Annotated in this window: 29 protein-coding genes; 17 read left to right on the plus strand and 12 right to left on the minus strand. The window is 62.3% G+C overall.

The genetic code is table 11. The features are described from left to right. Position 1: 1 nt before the first annotated feature. Positions 2-295, minus strand: a complete 294-nt coding sequence (locus HYPDE_RS04285) for a hypothetical protein (RefSeq protein ID WP_144061194.1) — start codon at positions 293-295, stop codon at positions 2-4. Positions 296-374: 79 nt separating this feature from the next. Between HYPDE_RS04285 and HYPDE_RS04290 the strand changes: the two genes are divergently transcribed. The 9 genes from HYPDE_RS04290 to HYPDE_RS04330 all read left to right on the plus strand — a co-directional run bounded on the left by HYPDE_RS04290 (position 375) and on the right by HYPDE_RS04330 (position 7,579). Continuing rightward, positions 375-731, plus strand: coding sequence for a hypothetical protein (locus HYPDE_RS04290; RefSeq protein ID WP_144061195.1), 357 nt, complete (start codon positions 375-377; stop codon positions 729-731). A 128-nt stretch (positions 732-859) separates the two neighbouring features. After that, positions 860-2,293, plus strand: coding sequence for a multicopper oxidase family protein (locus HYPDE_RS04295; RefSeq protein ID WP_144061196.1), 1,434 nt, complete (start codon positions 860-862; stop codon positions 2,291-2,293). Continuing rightward, entirely contained in the window at positions 2,224-2,982 is a 759-nt protein-coding gene (locus HYPDE_RS04300) for a c-type cytochrome (protein WP_244437775.1), read from the plus strand. The genes HYPDE_RS04295 and HYPDE_RS04300 overlap by 70 nt, the downstream gene beginning before the upstream one ends. A 44-nt stretch (positions 2,983-3,026) precedes the next feature. Beyond that, positions 3,027-3,485, plus strand: a complete 459-nt coding sequence (locus HYPDE_RS04305; protein WP_041320839.1) for a DUF411 domain-containing protein — start codon at positions 3,027-3,029, stop codon at positions 3,483-3,485. Positions 3,486-3,497: 12 nt separating this feature from the next. Continuing rightward, on the plus strand, positions 3,498-3,794 hold the full coding sequence (locus HYPDE_RS04310; RefSeq protein ID WP_015597151.1) for a hypothetical protein: 297 nt from the start codon (positions 3,498-3,500) through the stop codon (positions 3,792-3,794). A gap of 1 nt (position 3,795) precedes the next feature. Continuing rightward, positions 3,796-4,080 carry a hypothetical protein gene (locus HYPDE_RS04315; RefSeq protein WP_015597152.1) on the plus strand — a complete coding sequence of 95 codons (285 nt, stop codon included), beginning with the start codon at positions 3,796-3,798 and terminating at the stop codon, positions 4,078-4,080. A gap of 3 nt (positions 4,081-4,083) precedes the next feature. Further along, entirely contained in the window at positions 4,084-6,273 is a 2,190-nt protein-coding gene (locus HYPDE_RS04320) for a protein-disulfide reductase DsbD family protein (RefSeq protein WP_015597153.1), read from the plus strand. Then, the gene (locus tag HYPDE_RS04325) at positions 6,270-6,884 is read left to right on the plus strand and encodes a class I SAM-dependent methyltransferase (RefSeq protein ID WP_015597154.1); all 615 of its coding nucleotides are present in this window, start codon (positions 6,270-6,272) and stop codon (positions 6,882-6,884) included. The genes HYPDE_RS04320 and HYPDE_RS04325 overlap by 4 nt, the downstream gene beginning before the upstream one ends. Beyond that, positions 6,881-7,579 carry an SCO family protein gene (locus tag HYPDE_RS04330; protein WP_015597155.1) on the plus strand — a complete coding sequence of 233 codons (699 nt, stop codon included), beginning with the start codon at positions 6,881-6,883 and terminating at the stop codon, positions 7,577-7,579. The genes HYPDE_RS04325 and HYPDE_RS04330 overlap by 4 nt, the downstream gene beginning before the upstream one ends. 138 nt (positions 7,580-7,717) lie before the next feature. Here the strand turns inward: HYPDE_RS04330 and HYPDE_RS04335 are convergent, their stop codons facing one another. From HYPDE_RS04335 to HYPDE_RS04355, 5 genes are read right to left on the minus strand one after another with little or no spacing between them, the layout of a single operon-like run. Next, on the minus strand, positions 7,718-8,386 hold the full coding sequence (locus HYPDE_RS04335; protein WP_015597156.1) for a DUF4396 domain-containing protein: 669 nt from the start codon (positions 8,384-8,386) through the stop codon (positions 7,718-7,720). Then, positions 8,371-8,760 carry a 4a-hydroxytetrahydrobiopterin dehydratase gene (locus tag HYPDE_RS04340; protein WP_015597157.1) on the minus strand — a complete coding sequence of 130 codons (390 nt, stop codon included), beginning with the start codon at positions 8,758-8,760 and terminating at the stop codon, positions 8,371-8,373. The genes HYPDE_RS04335 and HYPDE_RS04340 overlap by 16 nt, the downstream gene beginning before the upstream one ends. Before the next feature lie 10 nt (positions 8,761-8,770). Beyond that, the gene (gene cueR, locus HYPDE_RS04345) at positions 8,771-9,181 is read right to left on the minus strand and encodes a Cu(I)-responsive transcriptional regulator (protein ID WP_041319978.1); all 411 of its coding nucleotides are present in this window, start codon (positions 9,179-9,181) and stop codon (positions 8,771-8,773) included. 4 nt (positions 9,182-9,185) lie between these two features. Next, a complete protein-coding gene (locus HYPDE_RS04350) occupies positions 9,186-11,594 on the minus strand; it encodes a heavy metal translocating P-type ATPase (protein WP_015597159.1) in 2,409 nt (802 codons plus the stop codon). Further along, on the minus strand, positions 11,566-11,844 hold the full coding sequence (locus HYPDE_RS04355) for a heavy-metal-associated domain-containing protein (RefSeq protein WP_015597160.1): 279 nt from the start codon (positions 11,842-11,844) through the stop codon (positions 11,566-11,568). Before HYPDE_RS04355 ends, HYPDE_RS04350 begins: the two co-directional genes overlap by 29 nt. Positions 11,845-12,013: 169 nt before the next feature. Between HYPDE_RS04355 and HYPDE_RS04360 the strand changes: the two genes are divergently transcribed. The 4 genes from HYPDE_RS04360 to HYPDE_RS04375 are packed head-to-tail and all read left to right on the plus strand — an operon-like array spanning position 12,014 to position 15,988. Beyond that, positions 12,014-12,541, plus strand: a complete 528-nt coding sequence (locus tag HYPDE_RS04360) for a MerR family DNA-binding protein (protein WP_015597161.1) — start codon at positions 12,014-12,016, stop codon at positions 12,539-12,541. Beyond that, positions 12,538-12,762 carry a heavy-metal-associated domain-containing protein gene (locus HYPDE_RS04365; RefSeq protein WP_015597162.1) on the plus strand — a complete coding sequence of 75 codons (225 nt, stop codon included), beginning with the start codon at positions 12,538-12,540 and terminating at the stop codon, positions 12,760-12,762. Before HYPDE_RS04360 ends, HYPDE_RS04365 begins: the two co-directional genes overlap by 4 nt. Before the next feature lie 11 nt (positions 12,763-12,773). Beyond that, positions 12,774-13,523, plus strand: coding sequence for a cytochrome c biogenesis CcdA family protein (locus HYPDE_RS04370; protein WP_015597163.1), 750 nt, complete (start codon positions 12,774-12,776; stop codon positions 13,521-13,523). Between the two features lie 14 nt (positions 13,524-13,537). Next, entirely contained in the window at positions 13,538-15,988 is a 2,451-nt protein-coding gene (locus HYPDE_RS04375) for a heavy metal translocating P-type ATPase (protein ID WP_041320850.1), read from the plus strand. 61 nt (positions 15,989-16,049) lie between these two features. Here HYPDE_RS04375 and HYPDE_RS04380 read toward each other — a convergent pair whose 3' ends face one another. After that, on the minus strand, positions 16,050-16,685 hold the full coding sequence (locus HYPDE_RS04380) for a class I SAM-dependent methyltransferase (RefSeq protein WP_015597165.1): 636 nt from the start codon (positions 16,683-16,685) through the stop codon (positions 16,050-16,052). Positions 16,686-17,146: 461 nt separating this feature from the next. Here HYPDE_RS04380 and HYPDE_RS04385 point away from each other — a divergent pair, with 461 nt between their 5' ends. The 4 genes from HYPDE_RS04385 to HYPDE_RS04400 all read left to right on the plus strand — a co-directional run bounded on the left by HYPDE_RS04385 (position 17,147) and on the right by HYPDE_RS04400 (position 21,181). After that, positions 17,147-17,602 carry a DUF6789 family protein gene (locus HYPDE_RS04385; protein ID WP_244437778.1) on the plus strand — a complete coding sequence of 152 codons (456 nt, stop codon included), beginning with the start codon at positions 17,147-17,149 and terminating at the stop codon, positions 17,600-17,602. Between the two features lie 63 nt (positions 17,603-17,665). Beyond that, positions 17,666-19,015 (plus strand): dihydrolipoyl dehydrogenase family protein, encoded by a 1,350-nt coding sequence (locus tag HYPDE_RS04390; protein WP_015597167.1) that lies wholly within the window; start codon positions 17,666-17,668, stop codon positions 19,013-19,015. 11 nt (positions 19,016-19,026) lie between these two features. Beyond that, complete coding sequence (locus tag HYPDE_RS04395; protein ID WP_244437779.1) at positions 19,027-20,355, plus strand: radical SAM protein; 1,329 nt, start codon at positions 19,027-19,029, stop codon at positions 20,353-20,355. A 4-nt stretch (positions 20,356-20,359) separates the two neighbouring features. Then, complete coding sequence (locus tag HYPDE_RS04400; protein ID WP_015597169.1) at positions 20,360-21,181, plus strand: DUF547 domain-containing protein; 822 nt, start codon at positions 20,360-20,362, stop codon at positions 21,179-21,181. Positions 21,182-21,210: 29 nt separating this feature from the next. Here HYPDE_RS04400 and HYPDE_RS04405 read toward each other — a convergent pair whose 3' ends face one another. The 5 genes from HYPDE_RS04405 to HYPDE_RS04425 all read right to left on the minus strand — a co-directional run bounded on the left by HYPDE_RS04405 (position 21,211) and on the right by HYPDE_RS04425 (position 23,905). Next, entirely contained in the window at positions 21,211-21,819 is a 609-nt protein-coding gene (locus tag HYPDE_RS04405; RefSeq protein ID WP_041319980.1) for a carboxymuconolactone decarboxylase family protein, read from the minus strand. Between the two features lie 36 nt (positions 21,820-21,855). Then, the gene (locus HYPDE_RS04410) at positions 21,856-22,311 is read right to left on the minus strand and encodes a DoxX family membrane protein (protein ID WP_015597171.1); all 456 of its coding nucleotides are present in this window, start codon (positions 22,309-22,311) and stop codon (positions 21,856-21,858) included. Next, positions 22,308-22,589 (minus strand): nitrate/nitrite transporter NrtS, encoded by a 282-nt coding sequence (nrtS, locus tag HYPDE_RS04415; RefSeq protein WP_144061197.1) that lies wholly within the window; start codon positions 22,587-22,589, stop codon positions 22,308-22,310. The genes HYPDE_RS04410 and nrtS overlap by 4 nt, the downstream gene beginning before the upstream one ends. Before the next feature lie 8 nt (positions 22,590-22,597). Continuing rightward, on the minus strand, positions 22,598-23,140 hold the full coding sequence (locus HYPDE_RS04420) for a carboxymuconolactone decarboxylase family protein (RefSeq protein ID WP_041319982.1): 543 nt from the start codon (positions 23,138-23,140) through the stop codon (positions 22,598-22,600). A gap of 78 nt (positions 23,141-23,218) precedes the next feature. After that, on the minus strand, positions 23,219-23,905 hold the full coding sequence (locus HYPDE_RS04425) for a haloacid dehalogenase type II (protein WP_015597174.1): 687 nt from the start codon (positions 23,903-23,905) through the stop codon (positions 23,219-23,221). Positions 23,906-23,944 lie beyond the last annotated feature (39 nt).

The following is a 23,944-nucleotide window of genomic DNA, read 5'->3' on the forward strand; positions in this document are numbered from 1 at the left end:
GTTATCGAGCAAAGGCATGTGCGAGATATCCTATCGGGAACAACGTCAGACCCAGAACGGCGCTTCCGAGGTCGAGGTAATGGCCGGCACTAGCTTCCAGTCCCCAGTGCATTCCCGGCATCAGCTCGAAGGCTTCGGCAATATGCGTCAGCACGACCATCATTAGACCGACCGAACCGATCAATTGGAGCCACGAAGCCAGCGATCGCCTTCGCGAAACGAGCACGATGGAGCCCGCGAACAGCAGGCATGCCGGTATCGCAATTCCGAACAATGCCAAACCATGTGAACTCATCGTCGTCTCCAAAATCCAGACTCCGGCCGCCTTCCGGGCTGCGCTTGAAATGGCCGTAGGCTGGCGTTACCTTCCTCTCATGGCGAAGTTGGTCGCCCACATGCTTCTTGCCCTCATCGTCGCCTTCGCGGTGGCGACGCCGGTAAGCGTGCGCGCCATGCCAATGGCGATGTCCGCCGACAATATGGCGGGAATGGCAGGGGATCAGCCTTGCCAGAAATGTCCTGACCAGCAGCACGGTAACACGGCTCCCGACAAGATGCCGGGGTGTCCCGCTCTCGCCTGCATAAGCGCTCCGGCGGTGCTTCCGATGCCAGCGCTCCTGCAGGAGCGCATTTCCATTCGGGCCGACCACATTTGGCCACCCGACGCGCGATTGGCCGGCGCCGATCCCGCACCCGACCCGTTCCCACCTAGACCCATCGTCCTCGACTAACCCGCCTGCCGGCTGAAGACCGGTTCGCGGGACTGAGTGGTTTGAGCCCGCGCGATGGCGCGGGATGGAACCTTGCCCTCACGCCTGCCACGAGCACGGCGGGGCAAGCCCCAAACGGACGATGTGGAATGCCATTGATTCTTCCTTCGGCCTTCAGCCGACGCCAATTCTTGCAGGCGGGCATTGCGTGTGCGTTCGCCACGCTCTCCAGGCCCGTCCACGCGGATGAGCCACCTGCTGCGCATGACGGTCTGACCACCACGCTTCGGCCCGGCAAGGCGCGCGTCCGCATGGTCGGTGAGGAATATCCCGAGACAGAGGTCTGGGCCTACAACGGGGCCGAGCCCGGTCCGGTCCTGCGAGTCCGGCAGGGCGCGCCGTTCCGGGCGAAGGTCGAGAACGGTCTCACAGAGACTACGACCGTTCACTGTCACGGCATCCGTCTGCCGAACGCCGTGGACGGTGTGCCAAACTTGACGCAGAAGCCGATCAAGCCGGGCGAGCGCTTCGACTATGCGTTCACCCCGCCCGATGCGGGCACCTTCTGGTATCACTCGCATGACGACAGCCTCATTCAGATGGGCCGTGGCTTGGCCGGCCCGCTGATCGTCGAGGAGCCGGACCCACCGCAAGTGGACCGCGAGCTGCTCTGGACGGTCCAAGACTGGCGGTTGACGGGCGACACGCAGATCGCGCCCGGCTTCAACAACCGCATGGAAGCGGCGATGGACGGGCGCGTCGGCAACACCGTCACGATCAACGGTCGCGTGCCGGACGCGGTGCGCGTTCGCGCCGGCGAGCGCATTCGCCTGCGCCTGCTCAACGCGGCGATCGCGCGCATCATGGCGCTGCGCTTCGAGGGGCATCGGCCGATGATCGTCGCGCTCGATGGCCAGCCCTGCGAGCCGCATGAGCCGCCCGATGGGCGCATCTTGCTCGGCCCCGCGATGCGGGCCGATGTGATGCTCGATATGCAAGGCGAGCCCGGACGGTCCTATCGGGTCGTGGACGATTTCTACGACCGGCTCGCTTACACACTCGTCCAACTCGAATACGACAAGGCCTCGCCGGTTCGTCCGCATCCTTCGGACGCACCGCTACGGCTGCCGGCCAACCCGGTGCCGCATCTCGATCTGAAAACGGCATCCATGCATGAAGTCCAGCTCCAGGGCGGGATGATGGGTGGCATGGGGATGGGTGGCGGCATGATGGGCATGGGCGGCAAGGCCGCCTGGGCCATCAACGGCCAATCGATGACCGGCGATGGCAGTCCCGGCATGCCGCCGCTCTTCGAGATCGCGCGCGGCCGAAGCTGCATCCTCGACATGCGCAACGACACCGCGTGGTGGCACCCGATGCATCTGCACGGCCACAGCTTCCAGGTGCTCGACCGCGACGGCAAGCCGGAGCCGCATGACGTATGGGGCGACACCGTGCTGGTCCGTCCGCGCGAGCGGGTGCGCGTCGCCTTCGTCGCCGACAATCCTGGCGATTGGATGTTTCACTGCCACGTCATGGAGCATCAGGTGGGAGGACTGATGACAATCATTCGGGTGACATGATGAGAACGATCTTCCATGTGGTCCTGGCCGCATTTGGCGCGTTGATAGGTGCCGGCGCCCTGACGCTGCCGGCGTACGCCGCAGGTGATGTGGACCAGGGTGCCAAGGCCTTCCGCGTTTGTGCCGCGTGCCACTCGCTCGGCACCGATGTCAACATGACCGGTCCGAGCCTCGCCGGCATTTGGGGACGCAAGGCGGGACGCCTCAAGAGCTTTGATCGCTATTCGCCGTCGCTCAAGTCATCCGGTGTTGTCTGGGATCAGAAGACGCTCGATGCGTGGCTGCAATCCCCTGCGGCCTTCATGCCGGGCAACAACATGAAATTCGCCGGCATTCCAGATGCGCGGCCGCGCGCCGATCTTATCGCCTTCCTGGAGGAAGCCAGCACCGGGCACATACGCTTGCCTACCGCGATGACTGCACCGCCGTTCGAGGATCTGAAAAAGCAAGGGGCCGACCATCAGGTCGAGGCGATCCGCTATTGCAGAGACACCTATCGTGTCACCACCGCGGACGGCCAAACGAGCGATTTCTGGGAAGCGAACCTCCGCTTCAAAACCGACTCCAGCGATACGGGGCCGCTCCCTGGTAAGCCGGTCATCATGCCGGCGGGAATGATGGGGGATCGCGGGTCTGTCTTCTTCGCTGCCCCCGACGAGATCAGCAAATTCATCAAGCATCAATGCTGAAGGCACCCGGACAGATGCAAAACACCAGAGGAAAGGAACCGACTATGAAACGAAGAGAATTCGTTATGCTTTTGGGGGCAGCCGCTTCAGCTCCGGCGCTGCTTGCAGTTCACGGTGCACGCGCAGCGCCGCCGATACAGGCAACGCTCTACAAGAATCCACAGTGCTCATGCTGCGAGGGTTATGCGCAATATCTCGAGAAGAACGGCTTCAAGGTCGATGTGAAGCCGACCAACGACCTTGCGGAGATCAGCCGCAAGGCCGGCGTCCCGGAAGATCTCGAAGGCTGCCATACCATGTTTGTCGGCAGCTATGTCGTCGATGGCCACGTGCCGGTGGACGTCATTCGCAAGCTGCTCGCTGAAAAGCCGGCGATAGCAGGAATTACCTTGCCGGGGATGCCGTCTGGGTCGCCCGGCATGACCGGCCCCAAGACCGAGACCTGGACGATCTATGCCGTCACCAAAGACGGCAAGCCGCCAAAAGTCTTCGCGACCGTTTAGGGAGACAAGGCAATGCAGATGGCAAGGACACTTTCCAATTCCGCGGCCCCCATCGCGCCGGCAATCGTCAAACGCCTTGGCGGCAGGCGAGTGCTGTTTGGTGTTCTCGCATTGGCCCTGATCGGTGCCGGGCTCGCCTGGCAGTGGAGCTGGCTGGTCGCGATCGGCGTTGGTCCGTTGCTGATCAGCGCGGCGCCGTGCGTCGCGATGTGCGCGCTCGGCCTGTGCATGCACCGCATCTGTAATCACGGCGGAGGCACAGCATCGAACGGAACTTCGCAGAACTCATCACCTCAGCAGGAGACCTGACATGACCGTTGCAAACAAGCTCACGATCGCGGCCTTCGCCGCAGCACTCGGCGCTCTGATTGCTCCCGCCTTCGCGCAGAACGGCTCGAACGACACGCAAGCCCGCCCCGATCACGGCATGAGCATGGGCCGTATGGGCCAAGGCATGATGGGTGGCGGTATGATGTCCGGCAGCATGATGGCGGGCTGCAGCGACATGATGCAGTCGATGAACAACAGCGGCGACGGCCGCCCGAATAGCCAGTGGCAGAAGCATCCGCCAGGGGCGTCCGATAATGGCGGCTGAACCATGAACGATCCGGCCGGCGAGCAAATGCGGCGAGAGCCCTTTAAGCGCTACAAGGCTATCCTCGCTCGCGTCCATGTCCTCCGTGTGGGCTGTCTCGCCATCATATCGTTTTTGTCGGGTTTAGGCTGGCCGGCGTGGGCCGCGACCAGCAACTGGGCCAGCGAGCAGCACGGCGCGGCGCGCCTGATCTCGGCGGTCGAAGCAACCGGATCGAGCACGCAGGTTGACGTCGGCCTGCAGCTCCGGCTGACGTCCGGTTGGCATACCTATTGGCGGAGTCCGGGCGACGCCGGCATTCCGCCGGCGATCGACTGGAAGGGTTCGGAAAACTTCGCCGGTGCCGAGATCGCTTGGCCGGCGCCAAAGCGCCTGCCATCCCTCGGCGGGCTGGAGACCGTCGGCTACGAAGACGGTGTCGTGTTGCCGATCGTGGTCCGCCTCGCACATCCAGGTGCGCCGCTGCGCCTTCATGCCGAAGTGGATTACGCGTCCTGCAAGGACATCTGCATTCCGTATCACGCCAGTCTCGATCTTGCGTTGCCGGCCGGCCTTGCGCGTCCGGGACCGGAAGCGCCGCTTCTCGCGGAAGCGCGCGCGCTGGTGCCAGGCGATTTGTTGGCCGCGCAATTCGAGCTGCTGGGCGCCGCGGTCGAGGCAAGATCTGGAAGCGCCATTCTTGCAGTCAGGCTGGCGAGCACCACGCCCTTTGCCTCGCCCGACGTGTTTGTCGAGGGCCTGCAGAAGGGCGCCCCCGGACGTCCGGACACAACCCTATCTGATGCCGGGAGAACGGCAACATTGCGCGTACCGATCGCCGGCGAACCTGCCGCGGCAATCGCAGGGCAGAATCTCAAAGTGACCATCGTCGACGGCGCGCGCACCGCCGAGACGGAGATCACGCCAGTGCTGGGCAGCCTGCCGCCTCTTCAGGCCGATGCGAGCCGCATCGCCATCTTCGGCCTCGCGTTGCTCGGCGGGCTGATGCTCAACCTCATGCCCTGCGTTCTGCCGGTGCTCTCGCTGAAACTGCTGGCGCTCGCCGGCTACGCCGGCGCGGAGCGGCGCGCGGCACGTATTGGCCTGCTGGCGACTGCGGCAGGCGTGATTGTCTCCTTCGCGATTCTGGCAGCGGCGCTGATCGCGTTGAAAGCCGCCGGCAGCGCGATCGGCTGGGGCATTCAGTTTCAGCAGCCTTGGTTCCTCGCCGGCATGGCGCTGGTCACGACCTTGTTTGCGGCGAGCCTCTGGGGCTGGGCACCGATCTTTCTTCCGACTGGCGTCGCCAACGCCATCGGATCGGTTCGCGGACACGGTCGCGTCTCCAATGCATTCCTGATGGGCGCATTCGCAACGCTGCTGGCGGCCTCCTGCTCAGCCCCCTTCGTCGGCACTGCGATCGGCTTCGCGCTGGCGCGTGGCCCGATCGACATCGCACTGGTGTTCGGCGCGCTCGGTTTCGGTATGGCAGCGCCCTTCCTCGCTATTGCCGCTCTCCCCGGATTGATCGCTTACCTTCCGCGCTCAGGACGCTGGATGATCTGGCTGGAGCGCGTCCTTGGCGTGGCTTTGATCGGCACAACTGCGTGGTTGCTCTCCGTGCTGGCGCTCGAAGCGGGGACGGAACTGGCGCTCGTCACAGGCGCCTTGCTGGCACTCTTGTTGGCCGCGCTTGCCTGGCGGCAGCAACGTTTGACTGCCGGGCTTGCAAAGCGCTCGCTCGGCGTGGCCGCGGTGGGTCTGGCCGCGCTTGCCGTGCTCGTTCCTTCTCTGCGCGGCGAGGCCGCTTTGACGAAGGTAACGTCTTCAAAAGGCGAAGCCGGACAATGGCAGCCCTTCGATGAAGCAGCGGTCCATGAAAGCGTTGCCGCGGGAAACACTGTTCTTGTCGATATCACGGCGGCGTGGTGCCTGACCTGCAAGGCGAACGAGCTCGCAGTGTTCGACCGGTCGCCGGTTGCCGAAAAGCTCCGCGATCCGCGCGTCGTTGCGATGCGGGCGGATTGGACGCGCGCGGATCCGGCGATAACTGCGTATCTCCAAAGCTTCGGCCGCTATGGCGTGCCGCTCGATGTGGTCTATGGGCCGGAAGCTCCGCACGGCATTCCGCTCCCTGAGCTGCTGACTTCCGGCGCGGTCATGGAGGCGCTAGCGCGCGCGAGCGCTGGCGGCAAAGAGGAAGCACACGAATGAGCTTCTATCAGCGCTACATCATCCCGCGCCTCACGCATCTGGCGATGCGTCAGAAGCAGCTCTTGCCGTTCCGGCAGCGCGTGATCGGCGCAGCCGAAGGACGGGTACTGGAAATCGGCATCGGCTCGGGACTGAACTTTCCTTTGTATGGCGGAACGGTTACCTCCTTGATCGGGCTGGAGCCGTCATGCGAGTTGTTGAACATGGCGCGCCCCCGTGCCGAGGCCGCCGCGGCGCCGATCACATTGCTCGATGGATCGGCCGAAACGATCCCACTGGACAGCGGCAGCATCGATACGGTCGTCACGACATGGACATTATGCACGATTCCGAATGCGGCTCAGGCGCTCGGCGAAATGCGTCGCGTGTTGCGACCGGGCGGCGCGCTCCTCTTCGTTGAGCACGGTCGCGCACCAGAGCCTAGCGTTGCGGGCTGGCAGGACCGGTTCGATCCGCTGTGGTCGCGCCTCGCGGGCGGCTGTCATCTGAACCGCAAAATGGACGATCTGATCGGTGCTAACGGGTTTCGGATTGAAGCAATGGAGAACGCTCGCATCCCCGGTCCGCGAACACACACGTATCTCTATCAAGGGCGCGCGAGACCCGCATGAGAGCGCTGCGGCTCATACGTTGGATCGCCTTTGTTGGCATAGCGCTGTTGCTGGTGGCGATCGCCGTGTTCGAAATTGCGCCTGGTGTGCGCGAGGCCGTCTTGCCGCCTTCGGGCGGAACTGCTTCCGCGTCCAACGAGGATACCGTGAGTGTACCTGCGGGCGTCCCGATCGGCGGTCCGTTCCAACTCACCGACGACAAAGGGCACCCCATCACCGATGCCGACTATCGCGGACGCTGGATGCTCGTCTTCTTTGGTTACACGAACTGCCCCGATGAGTGCCCGCTGACGCTTCAGAAGATGGCGATAACGCTGCAAGATCTGGGACCGTTAGCGGATCGCATTGCGCCGCTCTTCATCACGATTGATCCCGGGCGCGACACGCCCGAACGGCTCGCGGGCTACCTCGAGAATTTTAACGCGCGCATCACCGGGCTGACCGGAAGCAATGAGCAAATCGCCACGGTCGCCAAGACGTATCGGGTCTACTACGAACCGGGCCGAAACGAGGAATCAGGTGTGGATCTCGTCAGCCATTCGACCTTTCTCTACCTCATGGATCCGACGGGAAAGCTAAATGCGCTTTTTTCCCAGGACGTCACGCCCGAGAGGCTGACCGCTGCCTTGCGCACGCGGCTGTCATCGCCGCAGCAAGCGATGCGGGCCAATTCGGAAGGGAAAGTCGCGCGATGATGCACGACATGGGAAGCATGATGTGGGGCATGGGCTTCGTTTGGCTGATCGTCATCATCGTGCTCGTGCTGGCTGCTGCGGCGCTGGTGAAGTATCTCTTCTTCCGATAAGGCACCACAGATGCGAGGCTCGCGCCGCCTACATCCCGCTCTTCACGCCCCAGCGGACGAGCAGCCAGTTCGCCGGATAGGTCGTCAGGAACCCAAGCACCATACCGATCTGCATCATGAACCAGAACACGATGCTCGATGCGTCAGGCCTATGCGATGGCATTAGGAGGAACCAGATAACCGCCATCCAGGCGAACATGCCGACCTCGAAAGCAGTCAGCGATAAGGTGTCCGCCTTAACCGCGTCGATGATCGCTTCGCCCGGCGCGACCTGGCGCATCGCCCGGATCGGGAAGTATTGAAAGGCGATACCGAATAAGTATGCGAAGCCGAACTCGACAACGTATTCTGAATAAAGCCGTTGGCCCAAAAGAACCCAGCCCGTGGCGAGCACGATCGGCGCGCCGATGATGTCACCGATCACGCAACCGCTGCCGCAATGTGTGGCCGACAGAAAGATGCTTTTCCAGTGGGGCTGGCGGCCCTCCATCTTCGGTGCACCGACCGCCATCGGACGACCCATAGCGGTGTATAACCACCAGGCGACGACTGGAAAGTACAGCCCCGTCACCGGCCAAACGATATTCATGATGGCCATGCGCTGGGGATAACGCATTATGTCGATTGCGATCACAGCCGCAGTGACGAGACCGAGGGTGATCGAGAGCCAAGACAGAATTGTCAACCACTGCGGCATGCTGCGCCTTCAATCGTTCGATGCAATAACCGATTTCCGATGCTTGTGATCCGGTCGATCTTCGCTGCCATGATGAAGTCGTTCTCGTGGAGGCCTTTGATCTTCTTGGTGCGCAGCGACACGGTCGCGTAACCCCACCCGAAGCTGACGTCCGGGTGGTGGCCCTCGTTCTCGGCGAGCCCGCCGACCTGCTGCACGAATGTGAGGGCCTCCCGGAAGTTGCCGAAACGGAAAGTCCGCTCGATCCGATGTGCATCGTCCAGCAACGCCCATTCCGGCGCCTGAGCGAGCAGTTCCTCGGCCTCCTGCTGCGTCAAAGGCGGCATCCCGCCGCGGCAGGGCATGCAGCTCTTTGTTAGGAGAGTTTCCGCCATGTTGGCTCCGTCAGTGTATAGGGGTTTCGAGTTCCTCGAGGATCGGACATTCGGGTCGCTGGTTGCCCTGACAACGTTCGGCGAGATCGGCAATCGTGTTCCGGATCGCCTTAAGTTCGGCAATCTTGTGGTCGAGTTCGGCGACATGCGCGAGCGCGAGCCGTTTCACGTCTTTGCTGGCGCGGCGGCGATCGCGGTAGAGCGCGAGCAGTTTCGCGACCTCCTTAAGTGAGAAGCCCAAGCTCCGCGCGCGCTGGATGAAGCGGAGCGTCTGGATGTCCTTTTCGTCATAGGCGCGATACCGGTTCTCCATCCGCTCCGCTGGGGCGATGAGGCCGATCTCTTCGTAATAGCGGATGGTTTTTGGCGGCACGCCCGACTGGGATGCCGCCTCACCGATCGACATGATGCCGTTGCTCATTGCTTCAAACCCTTCCGGGTGCTGCCGCAGGCCGCCAGCGCCGCAGCAGCAGCGCGTTCGTCACGACGCTGACCGAGGACAGCGCCATCGCTGCGCCGGCGATCACCGGGCTCAACACGCCCAACGCAGCCGCCGGCATGCCGATCACGTTGTAGATGAACGCCCAAAACAGACCCTGACGGATCTTGTTGTAGGTCGCCCGGCTCACCGCGATCGCATCGCCGATTAACAGCGGATCGCCGCGCATAAGGGTGATCCCCGCCGTCTGCATTGCGACATCAGCGCCGGTGCCCATCGCGATGCCGATATCGGCCGCGGCCAGCGCCGGCGCATCGTTGACGCCATCTCCTACCATCCCGACATGACGGCCCGCGGCCTGGAGCCGCTGCACCTCCGCCGCCTTCTCCGCGGGCAAGACGCCGGCCAGCACCCGTTTGATGCCGAGTTGCGCGGCGACCGCGGCAGCGGTGCGCTCGTTGTCGCCGGTCAGCAGCACGATCTCAATGCCGATCTCATGCAGATGCCGTACTGCGGCTGCGGCAGTGGGCTTCAGCGGATCGGCAACTGCGATGAGGCCGAGGAGGGACGCGGCCGTGTCGAGCGCTGCGACCCACATGACCGTGCGCCCCTGCTCTTCAAGACGCGCAGCCTGAGCTTCCATCTCGTCAGTGCGAACGCCGTTCTCCTGCATGAGGCGTCGGTTGCCGATCGCGATCTGGCGGCCGTCAACCAGCGCCGTCAGACCCTTGCCGGCATGGCTCTGAAACTCTGCGAGCACTGGAAGCGCAATGCCTTCGGCTTTTGCCAAGACAGCGCGCGCGAGTGGATGTTCGCTGCCTTTCTGAGCCGCGGCGGCAATCGTCAACAGCTCCGCTTCACTGACGTTTTTCGGGAAGATATCGGTAACCGCCGGCTTGCCTTCCGTCACGGTTCCAGTCTTGTCGAGGATCACCGTGTCGAGCCGATGAGCCCGTTCGAGCGCCTCGGCATCGCGGATCAGGATGCCCGCCTTGGCGGCGGCGCCGGTGCCAACCATCAGCGCCGTTGGGGTCGCCAGCCCAAGCGAGCACGGACAAGCGATCACCATCACAGCGACCGCTGCGATGACGCCTGCCGTAAAGTTGCCAGCGAGCAGCCACCAGGCGAGGAAAGCCACCAGCGCAATGCCCACGACCACGGGCACAAAGATCGCAGCGACGCGGTCAACCAAGCGCTGCACTGGCGGCTTCTTCGCCTGGGCGTTTTCGACCAGTGCGATGATGCGCGACAACATCGATTGCGCGCCGACTGCCGTCGTCTCGATGCGCAAGAGGCCACTGCCATTGATCGAACCGCCGGTGGCCGGATCGCCGGGGTTCTTCCCGACAGGCAGGCTCTCGCCCGTCAGCAGGCTTTCGTCTACTTCGCTGCGGCCGTCGATGACGATGCCGTCCACCGGTAGTTTTTCTCCGGGGCGGACAACGACAACGTCGCCAACCGCAACCGCGGCGACCGGCACCTCGATCTCGGCTCCGTTGCGCTCGACGCGAGCTCTGTCCGGGCGCAGCGACATGAGTGCCTGGATCGCCGCAGTGGTCGAGCGCTTGGCGCGTGCTTCGAGCCATTTGCCGACCATGATCAGCGCGATCACCACCGCAGCAGCCTCGAAGTAGAGATGCGTGCCGTGCGGCCCGGCGAACATGAGATAGACGCTGTAGAAATATGCCGCGGACGTACCGAGCGAGACCAACAGGTCCATGTTGCCCGTGAAGGTACGCAACGCTTTCCAGGCGGCGATATAGAAGCGCGCGCCAATGATGAACTGCACCGGCGTCGCCAAAGCAAGCTGCAGCCAGGCCGGCTGCATGATCCCAAACATCGGCAGGAGCAGCGGTGCGCTCAGCGCGATAGCAGCCCCGATGCGCCAAGTCTCACGCCTAAAGCGGCGCTCTTCGGTCGTGATGATTTGCTTGTCGCGTTCGACATCGCCGGTGAGCAACTCCGCGCCGTAGCCGGCCCGCTCGACGGCGGCGATCAGATCGGCCGCCTTCAGAATGCCGGCGATGCCCTCGACGGACGCCTTCTCGCTCGCGAGGTTGACCTCGGCACGGGTGACGCCAGGAACGGACAAGAGCGCGTTCTCGACGCGGCCGCTACACGTCGCACACGTCATGCCGGAGACGGCGATCTCCCGCGTCTCGCGCGGCACGTCGTAGCCGGCGCGCGCTATCGCCTCCCCGAGCTTCGAGGGATCAAGACGCGCCGGATCAAAGTTCACGTCGGCTTGTTCGGCCGTCAGGTTGACCGTTGCTTCCACGCCGGGAAGGGAGCGGAGTGCCTTTTCAACTCGTCCAGCGCACGTCGCACAGGTCATGCCTTCAATCGGCAAGACCACCCGCGTGCGCTCAGCAGCAGCCGCTGCGAGCGCGCTCATTTCGCCCTCCGGTCGATTCATCCTTCGCGATCTGCGCCCCGTAGCCGGCGGCTTTGACGGCCTCGATCAGGTCCTCCGGCCGCGCTGTGCCTCTCACCACGGCGCGGCCGCCGGGAAAATCGACGCTGGCGTGCTCGACACCGGGAACCCGTGAGAGAACCCGCGTCAGCGTGTTGGCGCACCCGCTGCAGGTCATTCCCGAAATCGACAACGTGCTGTCTCCGGGACTCTTTGTTTCCAATCCAGCCATGAATTCATACTCCTTCCAGTAAACTGGAACCTATGTAGGGTTTCCAGCCGCTGGAAGGTCAAGACCCGGAGAACGATCATGGGCCACAAGGGAAGAAGTGAGCAGATTAAGCCGATTTCCCGTTGACTCCGTACTATAGTACGGACCCTACATTCAAACAGAGGTGCGAATGATGAAGCCGTTGACCATCGGGGAGATTGCGCGGCAAGCGGCCGTCGGGATCGAGACGGTCCGCTTCTATGAGCGCCGCGGCCTGATCGAGCAGCCGCCGAAGCCGAACGGTGCCGGTTTCCGTACTTACCCGCAGGAGACCGTAAAGCGTCTTCGCTTCATTCAGCAGGCGCAGGATATCGGATTCTCGCTGCGCGAAATCCATGAGCTTTTGGCGCTCAAAACCGATCCGGAAAGCGACTGTGGCGACGTAAAGGGTCGCGCGGTTGCGAAGCTCAAGGAGGTTCATGACAAGATTGGCAAGCTTCGCCGCATCGGCGAGGCGCTCGAAGCGCTGATCGCCGTCTGCCCGGGCTGCGGACCGGTGAACGCCTGCTCGATCCTGGAAGCGCTCGACGACTCTCCATCGCAAGCGCCGGCACCACCCGAGCCGAGTCTCCGCAAGCGGGAACTTGCCGAACGATCGGCGCGATCGCGGCAGGGACGCGCCCGGAATAAAAACGCAACTCAGAGGCCGATCAGATGAACCAGGTGACATTCAACATTGAAGGTATGCACTGCGAAGCGTGCGCGCGCACCATCCGTGCCCTCTTGGAAACAGAGCCCGGCGTCAAGAGCGTCGACGTGTCATTCGATCCCGGGACGGCGCGGATCCTCTTCGATCCCAACGCGGCGAACGAAGCGCGTTTGAAGTCCAGGATTGAAAAGCCCGGCTATCGCGTCGTCGACCGCGCCGAGCGGCCGTAACGGTGTGACCGATGTCCTACATCCAAGCCTGGCTGGAGCAAGTCTCGTTGGCGTCGCCGCTCGGCTTCGCCGTCATGGCGCTCGCCGGGCTGGTCATGGGCATCGCGCCCAGTTCCTATCCCCTTGCCACCGTCGTGGCGGGCTGTGTCGGCGGCCAAACGCGCGGCGAGCAGAAGGCGTGGTTGTCCAGCCGCGGACTGGTGCTTTCCGCGGGTTTCGTGCTGGGCATCGCCACGGTGGATGCCGTGATTGGCGTACTGGTCGGCTTCCTGGGCTTCGCCATCATCCGGGCGCTCGCTGGCTCCCTCGCCGTCACGAATTTGGCTCTCGGCCTCCTTCTCATCGTGCTGGGGCTGGCCCTGCTTCGGAAGATCCGTTTCTTCACTCCGGTCCTATCGCCGCGGCCGCATCGCGTTCAAAGCTTCGCGGCGGCCTATGCGTTAGGCGTGCCGTTCGGCCTGTCGGTGTGCCCGGCCTGTACACCGATGGTGTTGCCGGTCCTGGGTGCCGCCGCGCTTAGCGGCACTCCGTGGCTAGGCGGGGCGCTGCTGCTGGTCTTCGGCATCGCGCGCGGCGCGCCGTTGCTCCTCGTCGGCGCCGCCGCGGAACGGCTGAAAGACCTGCCGCGCGTCATGATGCTGGCGCCGGCGGTTGAGCGCGTGAGCGGCGTGCTGCTTTTGCTGGCCGCTCTCTACTTCCTTTACCAGAGCGCCGTCTATGCGGGCTTCCTGCCGCCGCTGGGCGTGCTCGGGACACCATGAACGGAGGCACCGCCATGACAATGGCAACGATGCAGAGCTATGCGGACCACCTGTGGTCCGAAGAACCATCGAGCCGTCCTGATCGCAAGAAGATCCGGGCCCGTATCGGCGGTCTTCATTGCTCGCTCTGCACGGGCACGATCGAGAAGGCAGTCGGCCGGATGGCCGGCGTGGACAAGGTCGCCGTAAGCCTCACACACGAACAGGCGCTGGTCGAGTACGATCCCAAGGTCGTGCGCCCAGTCGCTGTCCTGCAAACACTCCGAGATATCGGGTACACCATCCACGATCCGCGCAAGCTGCGCGGATTTGAGGAAGAAGAACGCGAGCTCGTGCGGGAGGCGCGGCGGTTCGTGACCGCGGTGGCCTTGAGCGTCGGATCGATCCCCATCATTGCTGACCCTTCGGTGGGTTGGGCAGGATTTCTCCCGGCGCTCGTCTGTTTGAGCCTTGCAGGCCTTGTTTTCCTCGCGCTGCGATCGAGCGGGTTATGGACGGCGGTCGCGGTGACTGCGGGCCTGATCGCCATGGTCCTGATCCTCCTCTACCTCAACCTGGAAGGATACCTGACCGGAGCGGCGCCTTGGGTCACCGGCGCATTGGCGCTTTTGCTTGTCTTTGGCGTTGCCCGGCACATTCTCTACATGGCCTGGCAGGCGCTTCGCCGCGGCATTCTCAATCAGCATGTCCTGTTGGAGATGGGCGCGTTCGCCGGCATCGCGGGCGGCGTCATCGGGCTTGTCCTCCATCCGCCCGGCTATCCGACCGCACCGTTCTTCGCCGTCTCGGTCATGGTCGCGACGTACCATATTTTTTCGGAATGGCTGTCGCTCATCGTCAAGACCCGCAGTTCGCAAGCGGTGAAGCGGCTTCTCGACCTCCAACCCGACATGGCCCGTGTGGTGCGCGACAACCGGGAAGAGGCAGTCCGTGTTTCGGACGTCGTTGTGGGCGATCTCGTTCGCGTCCGGCCGGGCGAGCGAATACCGGTCGACGGAACGGTCGTCACAGGCCGCTCGGCGATCGACCAGTCGTTCGTCACCGGCGAACCGGTTCCCGTCGAGAAGACGGACGGCGATACTGTTGTGGGGGGCTCGGTCAACGGGACTGGCAGCCTTCTCATAAGGGTCACCGCCGTCGGGGAAGAAAGCTTCCTGCAGCGGGTCGTGCGCCAGGTCGAGGATGCCCGCGCTCTCAAGCCGGGCATCCTGCATCTCGTCGACCGCGTGCTGCGGATCTACACGCCGACCGTTCTTCTGATTGCCGCAGCAGCTTTCCTTGGGTGGATCGCGGGGCCGCTTCTGGCCGGGTACCATCCCGACATAAGCCGGGCAGTGTTCGCAGGCCTGAGCGTACTCGTGATGGGCTACCCATGCGCCGTGGGAATCTCGGCCCCTCTCTCGATCGTTCGCGGCGCCGGTGAGGCCGCGAACCAAGGTATTCTCATGCGTACCGGTGAAGCCTTCCAAACCTATCGGCTGGTCCGGAGCATCGTTCTCGACAAGACGGGAACGCTCACAGAGGGACGACCAACGGTGGGCGAGATCGAGGCGTGCGATACAAGCGAGGACGAGTTGCTGGCGATCGCCGCAGCAGCCGAATCCTCGTCCGAGCACCCTCTGGCCGAAGCAATCGTGAAGTCAGCATTTGCGCGAAAGGTCGTGCCGCCGGCTGTGGAAGCGTTCGAAGCGATCCCCGGCAAGGGTGTCGTAGCCAAAATCGAGGGTCAGGAGGTCCTCGTCGGTAGCCTTAGCTTTCTAAGAGGGCGCGGCGTTGACTTCAGGTCCATCGCGGACCGGATCGATGCCCTGGAACAAAAAGGACGCACCGTCATCGCCGCTGCGCGGGCCAGTCGCTTGCTCGGCATCATCGCTCTCGGCGATGCCCTCAAGCCGGATGCCGTCGAGACGGTAGCCGCGTTGCGCAAGGCTGGTCTGAAGACGGTCCTGATCACCGGCGACAACGAGCGGGCGGCGCGGCGCGTCGCGCGGGATCTCGGCATCGACGAGGTCCACGCCGGCATCCTGCCTGGCGCCAAGGCCGACATCGTCCGCGAACTCCAAAAGTACGGGAAGGTGGCAATGGTCGGAGACGGCATCAACGATGCGCCGGCGCTGATGCAGGCGGATGTTGGCGTCGCGCTCGGCACCGGTACCGACATCGCGATCGAATCTGCGGACATCATCATCCTCGGGAAGGAACTGGGCCTCATCATGCGGGCGCGCGAAATCAGCCGCTACAGCTACCATAAGATGGTCCAGAATGTGCTGCTCGCCTTTGGCTTCAACGGCATCGGCATTCCCATTGCGGCGACGGGCCTGCTCTATCCCGTCTGGGCGCTCGTGGCGATGGCCTTGAGCGTAACGGCTATTTTCATCAATTCGCTCTGGGGCCGCCCCTCGCTCTTCATCAGTGCGATCCTGAGCGTTGGCCGACGCGACCAGTTCGAGCGGAAGCCAGCGTAGCAGCTCGATGCGCTTGCCCGAGAATTATTCCGCGGTCGCAGCCGGAACGCCAGCTTTGGCATCAGCATTCGATCTCGATTAGCTTGATGAGATCGGTGACGACGAAGCGGTCCATTGAAACCTTTAGACCGGCGTTTCGAATATGCATTTCGGTCTGCCGATCGAAGCTTGCGCCGTAGGCCCACGCGATCCAGGGATCCCAGAGTCTGGTAATCAGGCGGCGAATTCGGCCTTGCGGTCGGAGATATTCCATGAGGCGAATCACGCCGCCAGGGCGGACGACCCGGTGAAGCTCCTGCAATGCGGGGATTTGCAACTCGCCGGGCAGGACACAGAACAGAAAACTGGTAACGGCGGCATCAAACGCGCGGTCCGGAAGGGTTATGTGCGCGACATCCATCTGGCGCAACTCGATCGACGCAGCCGGTGACTGACTTCGCCTGCGATTGGCGCGCCTGAGCATCGCCGGGCTGATGTCGATGCCTATGACTGCCGCGTTGCGGGGATAGAACGGAAAGTTGCGGCCAGTTCCGACGCCCGCATCGAGGATGTGGCCTTGGAGACCATCGAAGAGCTGTCGCCGGAGCGCTCGGTAGCGACTGTATTCAAATGGCAAATCCAGCAGATCGTAGATCGTGGCGATGCGCTGGTAGCGGTGGAAGTTAATTGAAGAGCCTGAGCTACTCGGCTGCGGCATGGGACCCTACGAGTTCGTATCGGACCGTATCATCATCAGCTCTGGTGGCATGCGTCGCCTTCGATAGCTTAATGCACGATGCGAGCGCCTTCCCGATGTTCCTGAAGCATAAACTCCACCCGCAGCTAGCCTAGGCGGTTTCTGACCTTTTCCGTCAGACGCCAACGAACGTCGGGTGTCCAGTAAGCCCGGTGTCGCTAACCTCTCGGCACCCTGGAGCGAACCATCTCAAAGAGAGCCGGACGTGCGGGACGATTCTGGAACTGGCGTATCAGATCGTTCGCCAGATCTGCTGGCTGAAATTCTACAGGAAGCAGCCCAAGCTGGTTGGTTTGGGGAATGATGGCGTGTTGCAAATTATGTAGTTATACCAATGGGTTATTTCAGGCGAATCGGAACCCATCCGGCCTTCGGCCCTTTATCCGTTATCGGTATTCGCGTCTGACAAGGAGATAATAGCCGTGAACAATGGAATGAATATCGCAAAGGGGATTGGCAGCGGCTTCGTCGCAACGATCGTCCTCTCCGCCATCATGCTCATGAAGCAGTCGATGGGGGTCATGCCGCAGCTCAATCCCATTCAAATGATCACAGAGATGAGCGGCATGGGGACACTGCTTGTCGGATGGCTCACGCACTTCTTCATCGGGACGATCTTGTGGGGTGTCCTTTACGCCTGGATCGATCGGTCGCTGCCGGGACCTCCTTGGTTCCGTGGCGCAACCTTTGCGACAGGTGCTTGGCTCCTCATGATGATTTTGATGATGCCGATGGCCGGCGCAGGGTTCTTCGGCTTGCAGATGGGGATGATGGCGCCGGTGGCTACGCTCGTTATGCATTGGCTCTATGGCGCAGTTCTCGGGGCCGTTTACGGGGCCTGGGCACGTCCGGAACGCGAGCAACCTGTCCACGCGTGATGACGCGCGGACTCATGCGAGTTCGTACGTTGGCAGTCTAACTAGTAGTACGTGAGCCGCCTGATGCCAAACCAATATGATCTTGTTGTCCTGGGCACCGGAGTAGCCGCGACAACGGCCGCGTTCCGATGCCGTGCCGCCGGCTGGAGCGTTGCAATCATCGATCATCTGCCGTTCGGAGGAACCTGCGCTTTGCGCGGCTGCGATCCGAAGAAGGTACTGGTTGGGATTGCAGAAGCACTGGACCAGAGTCGGCGGTTGCGAGACAGAGGCATCGATGGCGGCGAATTGTCGATCGATTGGCACCAGCTCATGGCCTTCAAGCGGAGCTTTACAGACCCCGTCCCGCAACAGCGGGAAGTGGAATTTGCGAAGAATGGAATTGAGGCCTTCCATGGCCTGGCTCGGTTCGTCGGACCGCAGACGATCGAGGTTGACGGTCAGAGGTTCGACGCGCGTTTCATACTGATCGCAACCGGTGCCGCGCCGATGCACCTCGGCATCGCAGGCGAGAAGCACCTCGCGAGCAGCACCGACTTCCTGGGACTTGAAGAGCTGCCGAAGCGGCTGGTGTTCGTCGGTGGCGGATTCATCGCACAGGAGTTCTCGCATGTCGCGGCGCGTGCCGGCGCTTCGGTGGTCGTTCTCGAGCAGTCTGATCGCATTCTGGGGCAATTTGACCAGGACCTCGTAAGTTGGCTGCAGGCGAAGTCCGCCACATTGGGAATTGATATTCGCGTGAATGCGCGTGTGCAGAGCGTCGTGAAAAGCGCAGGCGGCTTCAAAGTCACGGTCGCGTCCGATGGTGACACCACGAGTCTTGATGCCGATCTCGTCGTCCACGCGGCCGGCCGTATTCCGGACCTTGAATCGCTCGATCTCGCTGCCGGAAACGTCACGCAGGAGAAAGGGCGCCTCGTGCTCAACGAGTTCCTGCAGAGCACCTCCAATTCGGCGGTTTACGCAGCGGGCGATGCGGCATCGAGCGGACCGCCTTTGACCCCGGTTGCAAGCCGCGATGGAGCGGTCGTGGCCGCCAACATGACGAAAGGAAATCATCGGCAGCCCGACTATGCGGGAGTTGCAAGCGTGGTGTTCACGATCCCTCCGCTTGCGCGAGTCGGATTGCTGGAAGACGAGGCACGCCGGCGCAACCTGCGCTATCGCGTCCGACACGAGAAGACCTTCGACTGGTACACGGCGCGGCGTGTCAACGAGGATTGTTCTGGGTTTAAGCTTCTGATTGAGGAAGAGACGGAACGCATTCTCGGCGCTCACCTTATCGGACCGCATGCCGAGGAGATCATCAATATCTTTGCGCTTGCCATTCGCGCCGGCCTGCCTGCGTCGCGATTGAAAGAGACCATCTTCGCCTATCCGACCGCCGGCTCCGACATCGGTTACATGCTGTGAGCGGGCGTATCGTGGCAAGCGTCGCAAGAACGGCGCTGGATCAAGCGCGGCAGAAGATGATCGAAACTGGGCAATGGGATGCGGCGCAGTCTATGGGACGGCGTTGGCCTATCGGCTGCGTCGCCCTTGAGATCACCCAGCGCTGCAATCTCGATTGCGGCGCATGCTACCTCTCCGAGCATTCGGAAGCGGTCAGGGATCTGCCGCTCGATGAGGTTTATCGCCGGATCGATATGATCCGCGACACCTACGGTTCGGACGTCGATGTCCAGGTTACCGGCGGGGATCCGACCTTGCGCAAGCAGGATGAACTGGTCGCCATCGTTCGCCGTCTCCGGGAAGTCGGCATGCGGCCTGCATTGTTCACGAACGGCATCAGGGCCACCCGCGATCTCCTCGTAAGCCTTGTCGAGGCTGGCCTTGTCGATGTGGCTTTCCATGTCGATTTGACGCAAGGCCGCCGCGGCTACCAAACCGAGCACGACCTTAATGAGCTCCGCCGCACTTACATCGAGCGGGCCCGGGGGCTGCCGCTGTCAGTCTTCTTCAACACGACGGTCTTCGACGGGAATTTCGACCAGGTTCCCCACGTGGTCGCCTTCTTCGTTCAGTATAGCGATGTGGTTCGATTGGCTTCATTCCAGCCGCTGGCTCAGACTGGGCGTGGCACCTTGAGACCACGCTCCCCAGCCATCAACACCGCCTCGGTCACCAGGCAAATCGAGAAGGGCGCGGGAACGACGCTGTCCTTCGATACGGCGCACGCCGGACATGCCCAATGCAATCGCTACGCAATGTCGTTAATTGTCAACGGACATGCCTACGATGTTCTCGACAATAAGGGGTTCTACAATCTGCTGGTGGCCCGCACCGCGGGATACCGGTTCGATCGCCAAAGCCGCAAGCGTGCTGTCGCGACGTTCTTACGCTGCCTTGCTGCAAACCCCGAAGTGATAGCCAAAGGTGCAGGCTGGTTCGCGAGCAAGCTCTGGCGGATGAAGGGCGACCTCGTGGCGTCGCGCGGGCGGATCAGTAAGCTGTCGTTCTTCGTCCACAATTTCATGGACGCCTGCAACCTCGATCCGGAACGGATCAAAGCCTGCACGTTCATGGCGGCCACACAGGACGGTCCAGTTTCGATGTGCTTGCACAATGCACAACGCGACCGTTACATCCTCCGGCCGTTGAAGCAGATCGGGTCCGATGGCGAGGAGTGGTGGGATCCCGTCACGGGCCGATCGGCTCGGAATGTTGAAGACTTCTCGTCGCATGGGTCTCTTTCGCCGGCCGGCTTGCGGCGAAAGAAGAAGGCGCTCGAAGTCGACAATACTGCGGATTGACGCCATGCGGCATCGCCGAACCGTCGCCGGGCTGATTGGGTTGCACGCCAGCCGGATTGCCGTCGCACTGGGACTGACGTCCATGCTCCTTGGTCCCTCTGTGGCCTCGCCTCAGGCGAACCGAAGCCCTGAAGCATGGCAATCCGAGTGGACGCAGGTGCTCCAGCGGCACGTGGACGCGAAAGGAAGAGTCGATTTTGCCGGTCTTGCAAGCGACCGGACCGGTCTCGACGATGTCATGAAGTTCGTCGCGACAGCCGATCCGGTCTCTCAGCAGGCACTGTTTCCGACGCCATCGGCCCGGATGGCCTATTACATTGATGCCTACAACGCGCTCGCCATGTACGGCGTGCTCGATGCGGGTGTGCCCGAACGGTTTGGCTGGCTCGGTCGGTTCAGGTTCTTCTATCTTCGGAAGTTCATATTGGGCGGGCGATCGATCTCGCTCTACAGCCTCGAGAACGATGTCATCAGGCCGATGGGGGACCCGCGCGTGCATTTCGCGCTTAACTGCATGAGCGTGAGCTGCCCGAGGCTTCCTCGAACGGCCTTCACCACCGATGGGCTCGACCGGGAGCTCGATACTGCAGCACGCGAGTTCATGAACGAGGACCGCAATGTCCATGTCGATCTCGAAACGCATGTGGTCAGGCTCTCGGCGATCTTCGACTTCTATACAAAGGATTTCCTCGCCAAGGCGCCGAGTCTGATCGCCTACGTCAATCGTTACCGCACCGTTCCGGTGCCGGTGGACTTCAAGGTTTCGTTTGCCGATTACGATTGGACAATTAACGCCCAATCACGCCGCGAGGAAGGTGCGCGTTAGCGCCTCGCCGGATCCAGCGGGGCGGCGGCCTATCGAGACGCCGGATTGGGCGCGTGCTTGCCGAGGGCCCAGCCGTGTTGCGAAAGGTGACGCTTGGCGGCCTCGATTGGCGAGGCTTCCAGCTCCGTCGCCATCGTATCGTTGAAGCGGTTGAGGAAGCCGAACAACGCAATCGCCGCGACGATGTCGACGATCTGTGTGTCGGTGTAGTGTCCTTTCAATGCAGCGAAATCATCATCTGTCACCGCGTTCGGGACCTGCGCCGCGCACTGCGCCACGCGCAACGCGACGCGCTCGGCTTCTGTGAACAGAGGACTTGTCTCATATTCCCACAGCGCATCCTCCTTCTCGGACGGGATGCCGCTTCGCTCAGCGCCATGCGCACCATGGGCCATGCAATATCCGCAGCCGGCCGCACGGCTCGCCATCTGTGCGACCATGTTCCGAAGCTGCGGCGTTATCGTGGAGGTCGGCCCGTGGATAACAGCACCAAGCTGCTGAAAGGCCCGAAGGATTTCCGGCCGGCGTGCAAGGATGAGTTGCGAGTTCGGCAGAAACCCCATGCGGTTCTCAGTTGCTTCCAGTAATGGCTTCAGGACTTTCACGTCATTCAGTGACAGTGGTTCTAATCTCGGCATGGGCCCTCCAGGAGTGAGGTTTGCGATATTGACGAACTAACCGTGTCGGATGCGGAGCCATTCATCGAGCGAATAGGTATCGAGACCGCGCAGCAGATAGAGCGCGATGAACGCTCCGAGCACCGGAACACCGGCGAGGAACAAGTCGTCACCGGGCCTCGCGATGCCAAACGGATCGAGAATTTGTCGCCAACTGGCGAGCGTCGACGTGGCATGCAGGACAATGGCAAGAGCGTAGACTGGGCGTCGCGCGAATCCAGCCAACAACGCTAGGCTGAGCGCTAGCTCAGCCGATCCCATGAACGCCGGCGCCGCTTCGGGCAGCGCGATTTCGTAGAAGTGCGATGCAATTCGAACCGTCGAGCTTGGCACCACAAGTTTTCCTACGCTCCACAGCAGTAAAAAAATGCCGAGCGTCAGGCGCATGATCAGCACAGCGATGGCCGCACGCCGCTGCGCAGCGACATCGTGGGATGGAGCGGTCAGTGTCATTCCGCCCTCCGCGAAGCGGTCAGGCGGTAGGAGACGGCACCATACGTGGCAACGCAGTACGGTACAGCGAAGGTCAGAATTACTTTGGCCCAGTTGATCCGGCCATCGCCGAAGAGCGCATCTCCCTGATTAATCAGATTGAGGATTGTTCCGACAATCAGCGCGACAAGGAACGACCGCCGCGGCACTCCGTCGGAGATACAGCATCGGCAAACCTCAAGAAGGCGCGGCGTCTGGCGCTGATCGGTCATAGATGCAGTATAGGGAGCCGGATCCATTGCGACGATTACCGGAGCATGGCGATCAACGGGAGATAGCCTCGATCGGCGAGGCGCTCCGATGCGGGCTTTACGTAGCCCTTATCGAGTTCGATCCCGAGCCCTTCCACCAGCCGATTCATGAAGTTAAACAGTGCTGTCACCGCGACCGTGTGATAAAGCGCTGTCTCGTTCCAGCCCGCCGCGAGAATGGCGTCGGCATCGTCCTTGGTCACGCTGTCGGGTCGATTGGTCAGCTTCTGCGCATACCGTAAGACCGGCCGCATTTTGTCAGGTATGAGGTTGGTCTCGCCGCCCTCCACGAGCTGTCGGGCCGCTCCTTCAGAGATGCCCAACCGCTCAGCAGTTGCCGTATGCACGGCGTGACAGTAGCGGCAATGATTGAGGCCAGATACATAAGCCGCGATCAGCACGCGCTCCGCTTCAGTGAACGGCGATGAACCGCGCAGCAGAACCTCGTGGAATTCGATCAGTGGCTTGCTGGTCTCGGGGAAAGCCTTGAACACATCGAGAAGACTCGAGCCAGAGCGTAAGGACGGCAAAAATGGCATGGTGCTCTCCAGCGATTTGGTTGGGTCGGCCATTTGGTGAGCCAAGACCTGTCACGCCCTTCTTCTTCCGCACGGGATCTATACGCCGATAATTGTGGGCAGCTCCGCGAGGGTTGTAACGACACGGTCGGGCTTGCCTGGCAGGCGCTCCGGGCGCTGAGCATTGCGATTGCACCAGACGACACGCATCCCGAATGCGGAAGCCGCATAAGCATCCCAGGCGTTCGATGACTGGAAGACGATCGCGCTGGGCTCGACCGCAAGCCGATCGACCGCTAGCTGATAGACCTTTGGATGGGGCTTGTAGACGCCGACCTCTTCGACCGACAGAACAGCATCGACAAGATGGCTGATGCTCGCGTGCTGGACCGCCGCATCGAGCATGGCGGGCGAGCCGTTCGACAGGATCGCAGTTTTGAGGCCCGCTTGCTTGAGGCGCTCAAGAGTTGCCGCCACCTCCGGAAAGGCGTCGAGCGTCCGATAGATATCCATCAGCCGCCGCCGTAGATCAGGATTACCGATGGCAAGCGCATCCAACGCGAAATCGAGCGCGTCGCCAGTGACCTGCCAGAAATCCGCGTGCCGACCCTGAATTGCTCTGAGCCACGTATATTGAAGCTGTTTGTCGCGCCACAGCGTGTTCAGCCGCTCGAGTTTGTCGCCAAGCAGGTCGCGGCAGCGTGCCGCCGCGGAGGTGAAATCGAACAAGGTGCCGTACGCATCGAAAACGCATGCCCGAATTCCCTCCAGGCGAGCCTCAGTCATGATGGCCTCCTTGGAAGTCCATGCTCCGTTTTTGGGAGC

It is taken from the genome of Hyphomicrobium denitrificans 1NES1 (assembly GCF_000230975.2).
GTDB lineage: Bacteria > Pseudomonadota > Alphaproteobacteria > Rhizobiales > Hyphomicrobiaceae > Hyphomicrobium_B > Hyphomicrobium_B denitrificans_A.

What these genes read in the sequence shown, in the direction of transcription:
- HYPDE_RS04390 (WP_015597167.1), top strand. Translation starts at nt 17,666, where the DNA reads ATGCCAAACCAATATGATCTTGTTGTCCTGGGCACCGGAGTAGCCGCG.
- HYPDE_RS04320 (WP_015597153.1), top strand. Translation starts at nt 4,084, where the DNA reads ATGAACGATCCGGCCGGCGAGCAAATGCGGCGAGAGCCCTTTAAGCGC.
- cueR (WP_041319978.1), bottom strand. Translation starts at nt 9,181, where the DNA reads ATGAGCAACGGCATCATGTCGATCGGTGAGGCGGCATCCCAGTCGGGC.
- HYPDE_RS04405 (WP_041319980.1), bottom strand. Translation starts at nt 21,819, where the DNA reads ATGCCGAGATTAGAACCACTGTCACTGAATGACGTGAAAGTCCTGAAG.
- HYPDE_RS04360 (WP_015597161.1), top strand. Translation starts at nt 12,014, where the DNA reads ATGATGAAGCCGTTGACCATCGGGGAGATTGCGCGGCAAGCGGCCGTC.
- nrtS (WP_144061197.1), bottom strand. Translation starts at nt 22,589, where the DNA reads ATGGATCCGGCTCCCTATACTGCATCTATGACCGATCAGCGCCAGACG.
- HYPDE_RS04335 (WP_015597156.1), bottom strand. Translation starts at nt 8,386, where the DNA reads ATGCCGCAGTGGTTGACAATTCTGTCTTGGCTCTCGATCACCCTCGGT.
- HYPDE_RS04340 (WP_015597157.1), bottom strand. Translation starts at nt 8,760, where the DNA reads ATGGCGGAAACTCTCCTAACAAAGAGCTGCATGCCCTGCCGCGGCGGG.
- HYPDE_RS04325 (WP_015597154.1), top strand. Translation starts at nt 6,270, where the DNA reads ATGAGCTTCTATCAGCGCTACATCATCCCGCGCCTCACGCATCTGGCG.
- HYPDE_RS04375 (WP_041320850.1), top strand. Translation starts at nt 13,538, where the DNA reads ATGACAATGGCAACGATGCAGAGCTATGCGGACCACCTGTGGTCCGAA.
- HYPDE_RS04305 (WP_041320839.1), top strand. Translation starts at nt 3,027, where the DNA reads ATGAAACGAAGAGAATTCGTTATGCTTTTGGGGGCAGCCGCTTCAGCT.
- HYPDE_RS04370 (WP_015597163.1), top strand. Translation starts at nt 12,774, where the DNA reads ATGTCCTACATCCAAGCCTGGCTGGAGCAAGTCTCGTTGGCGTCGCCG.
- HYPDE_RS04355 (WP_015597160.1), bottom strand. Translation starts at nt 11,844, where the DNA reads ATGGCTGGATTGGAAACAAAGAGTCCCGGAGACAGCACGTTGTCGATT.
- HYPDE_RS04330 (WP_015597155.1), top strand. Translation starts at nt 6,881, where the DNA reads ATGAGAGCGCTGCGGCTCATACGTTGGATCGCCTTTGTTGGCATAGCG.
- HYPDE_RS04310 (WP_015597151.1), top strand. Translation starts at nt 3,498, where the DNA reads ATGCAGATGGCAAGGACACTTTCCAATTCCGCGGCCCCCATCGCGCCG.
- HYPDE_RS04380 (WP_015597165.1), bottom strand. Translation starts at nt 16,685, where the DNA reads ATGCCGCAGCCGAGTAGCTCAGGCTCTTCAATTAACTTCCACCGCTAC.
- HYPDE_RS04425 (WP_015597174.1), bottom strand. Translation starts at nt 23,905, where the DNA reads ATGACTGAGGCTCGCCTGGAGGGAATTCGGGCATGCGTTTTCGATGCG.
- HYPDE_RS04410 (WP_015597171.1), bottom strand. Translation starts at nt 22,311, where the DNA reads ATGACACTGACCGCTCCATCCCACGATGTCGCTGCGCAGCGGCGTGCG.
- HYPDE_RS04290 (WP_144061195.1), top strand. Translation starts at nt 375, where the DNA reads ATGGCGAAGTTGGTCGCCCACATGCTTCTTGCCCTCATCGTCGCCTTC.
- HYPDE_RS04365 (WP_015597162.1), top strand. Translation starts at nt 12,538, where the DNA reads ATGAACCAGGTGACATTCAACATTGAAGGTATGCACTGCGAAGCGTGC.
- HYPDE_RS04285 (WP_144061194.1), bottom strand. Translation starts at nt 295, where the DNA reads ATGAGTTCACATGGTTTGGCATTGTTCGGAATTGCGATACCGGCATGC.
- HYPDE_RS04295 (WP_144061196.1), top strand. Translation starts at nt 860, where the DNA reads ATGCCATTGATTCTTCCTTCGGCCTTCAGCCGACGCCAATTCTTGCAG.
- HYPDE_RS04400 (WP_015597169.1), top strand. Translation starts at nt 20,360, where the DNA reads ATGCGGCATCGCCGAACCGTCGCCGGGCTGATTGGGTTGCACGCCAGC.
- HYPDE_RS04315 (WP_015597152.1), top strand. Translation starts at nt 3,796, where the DNA reads ATGACCGTTGCAAACAAGCTCACGATCGCGGCCTTCGCCGCAGCACTC.
- HYPDE_RS04420 (WP_041319982.1), bottom strand. Translation starts at nt 23,140, where the DNA reads ATGCCATTTTTGCCGTCCTTACGCTCTGGCTCGAGTCTTCTCGATGTG.
- HYPDE_RS04350 (WP_015597159.1), bottom strand. Translation starts at nt 11,594, where the DNA reads ATGAGCGCGCTCGCAGCGGCTGCTGCTGAGCGCACGCGGGTGGTCTTG.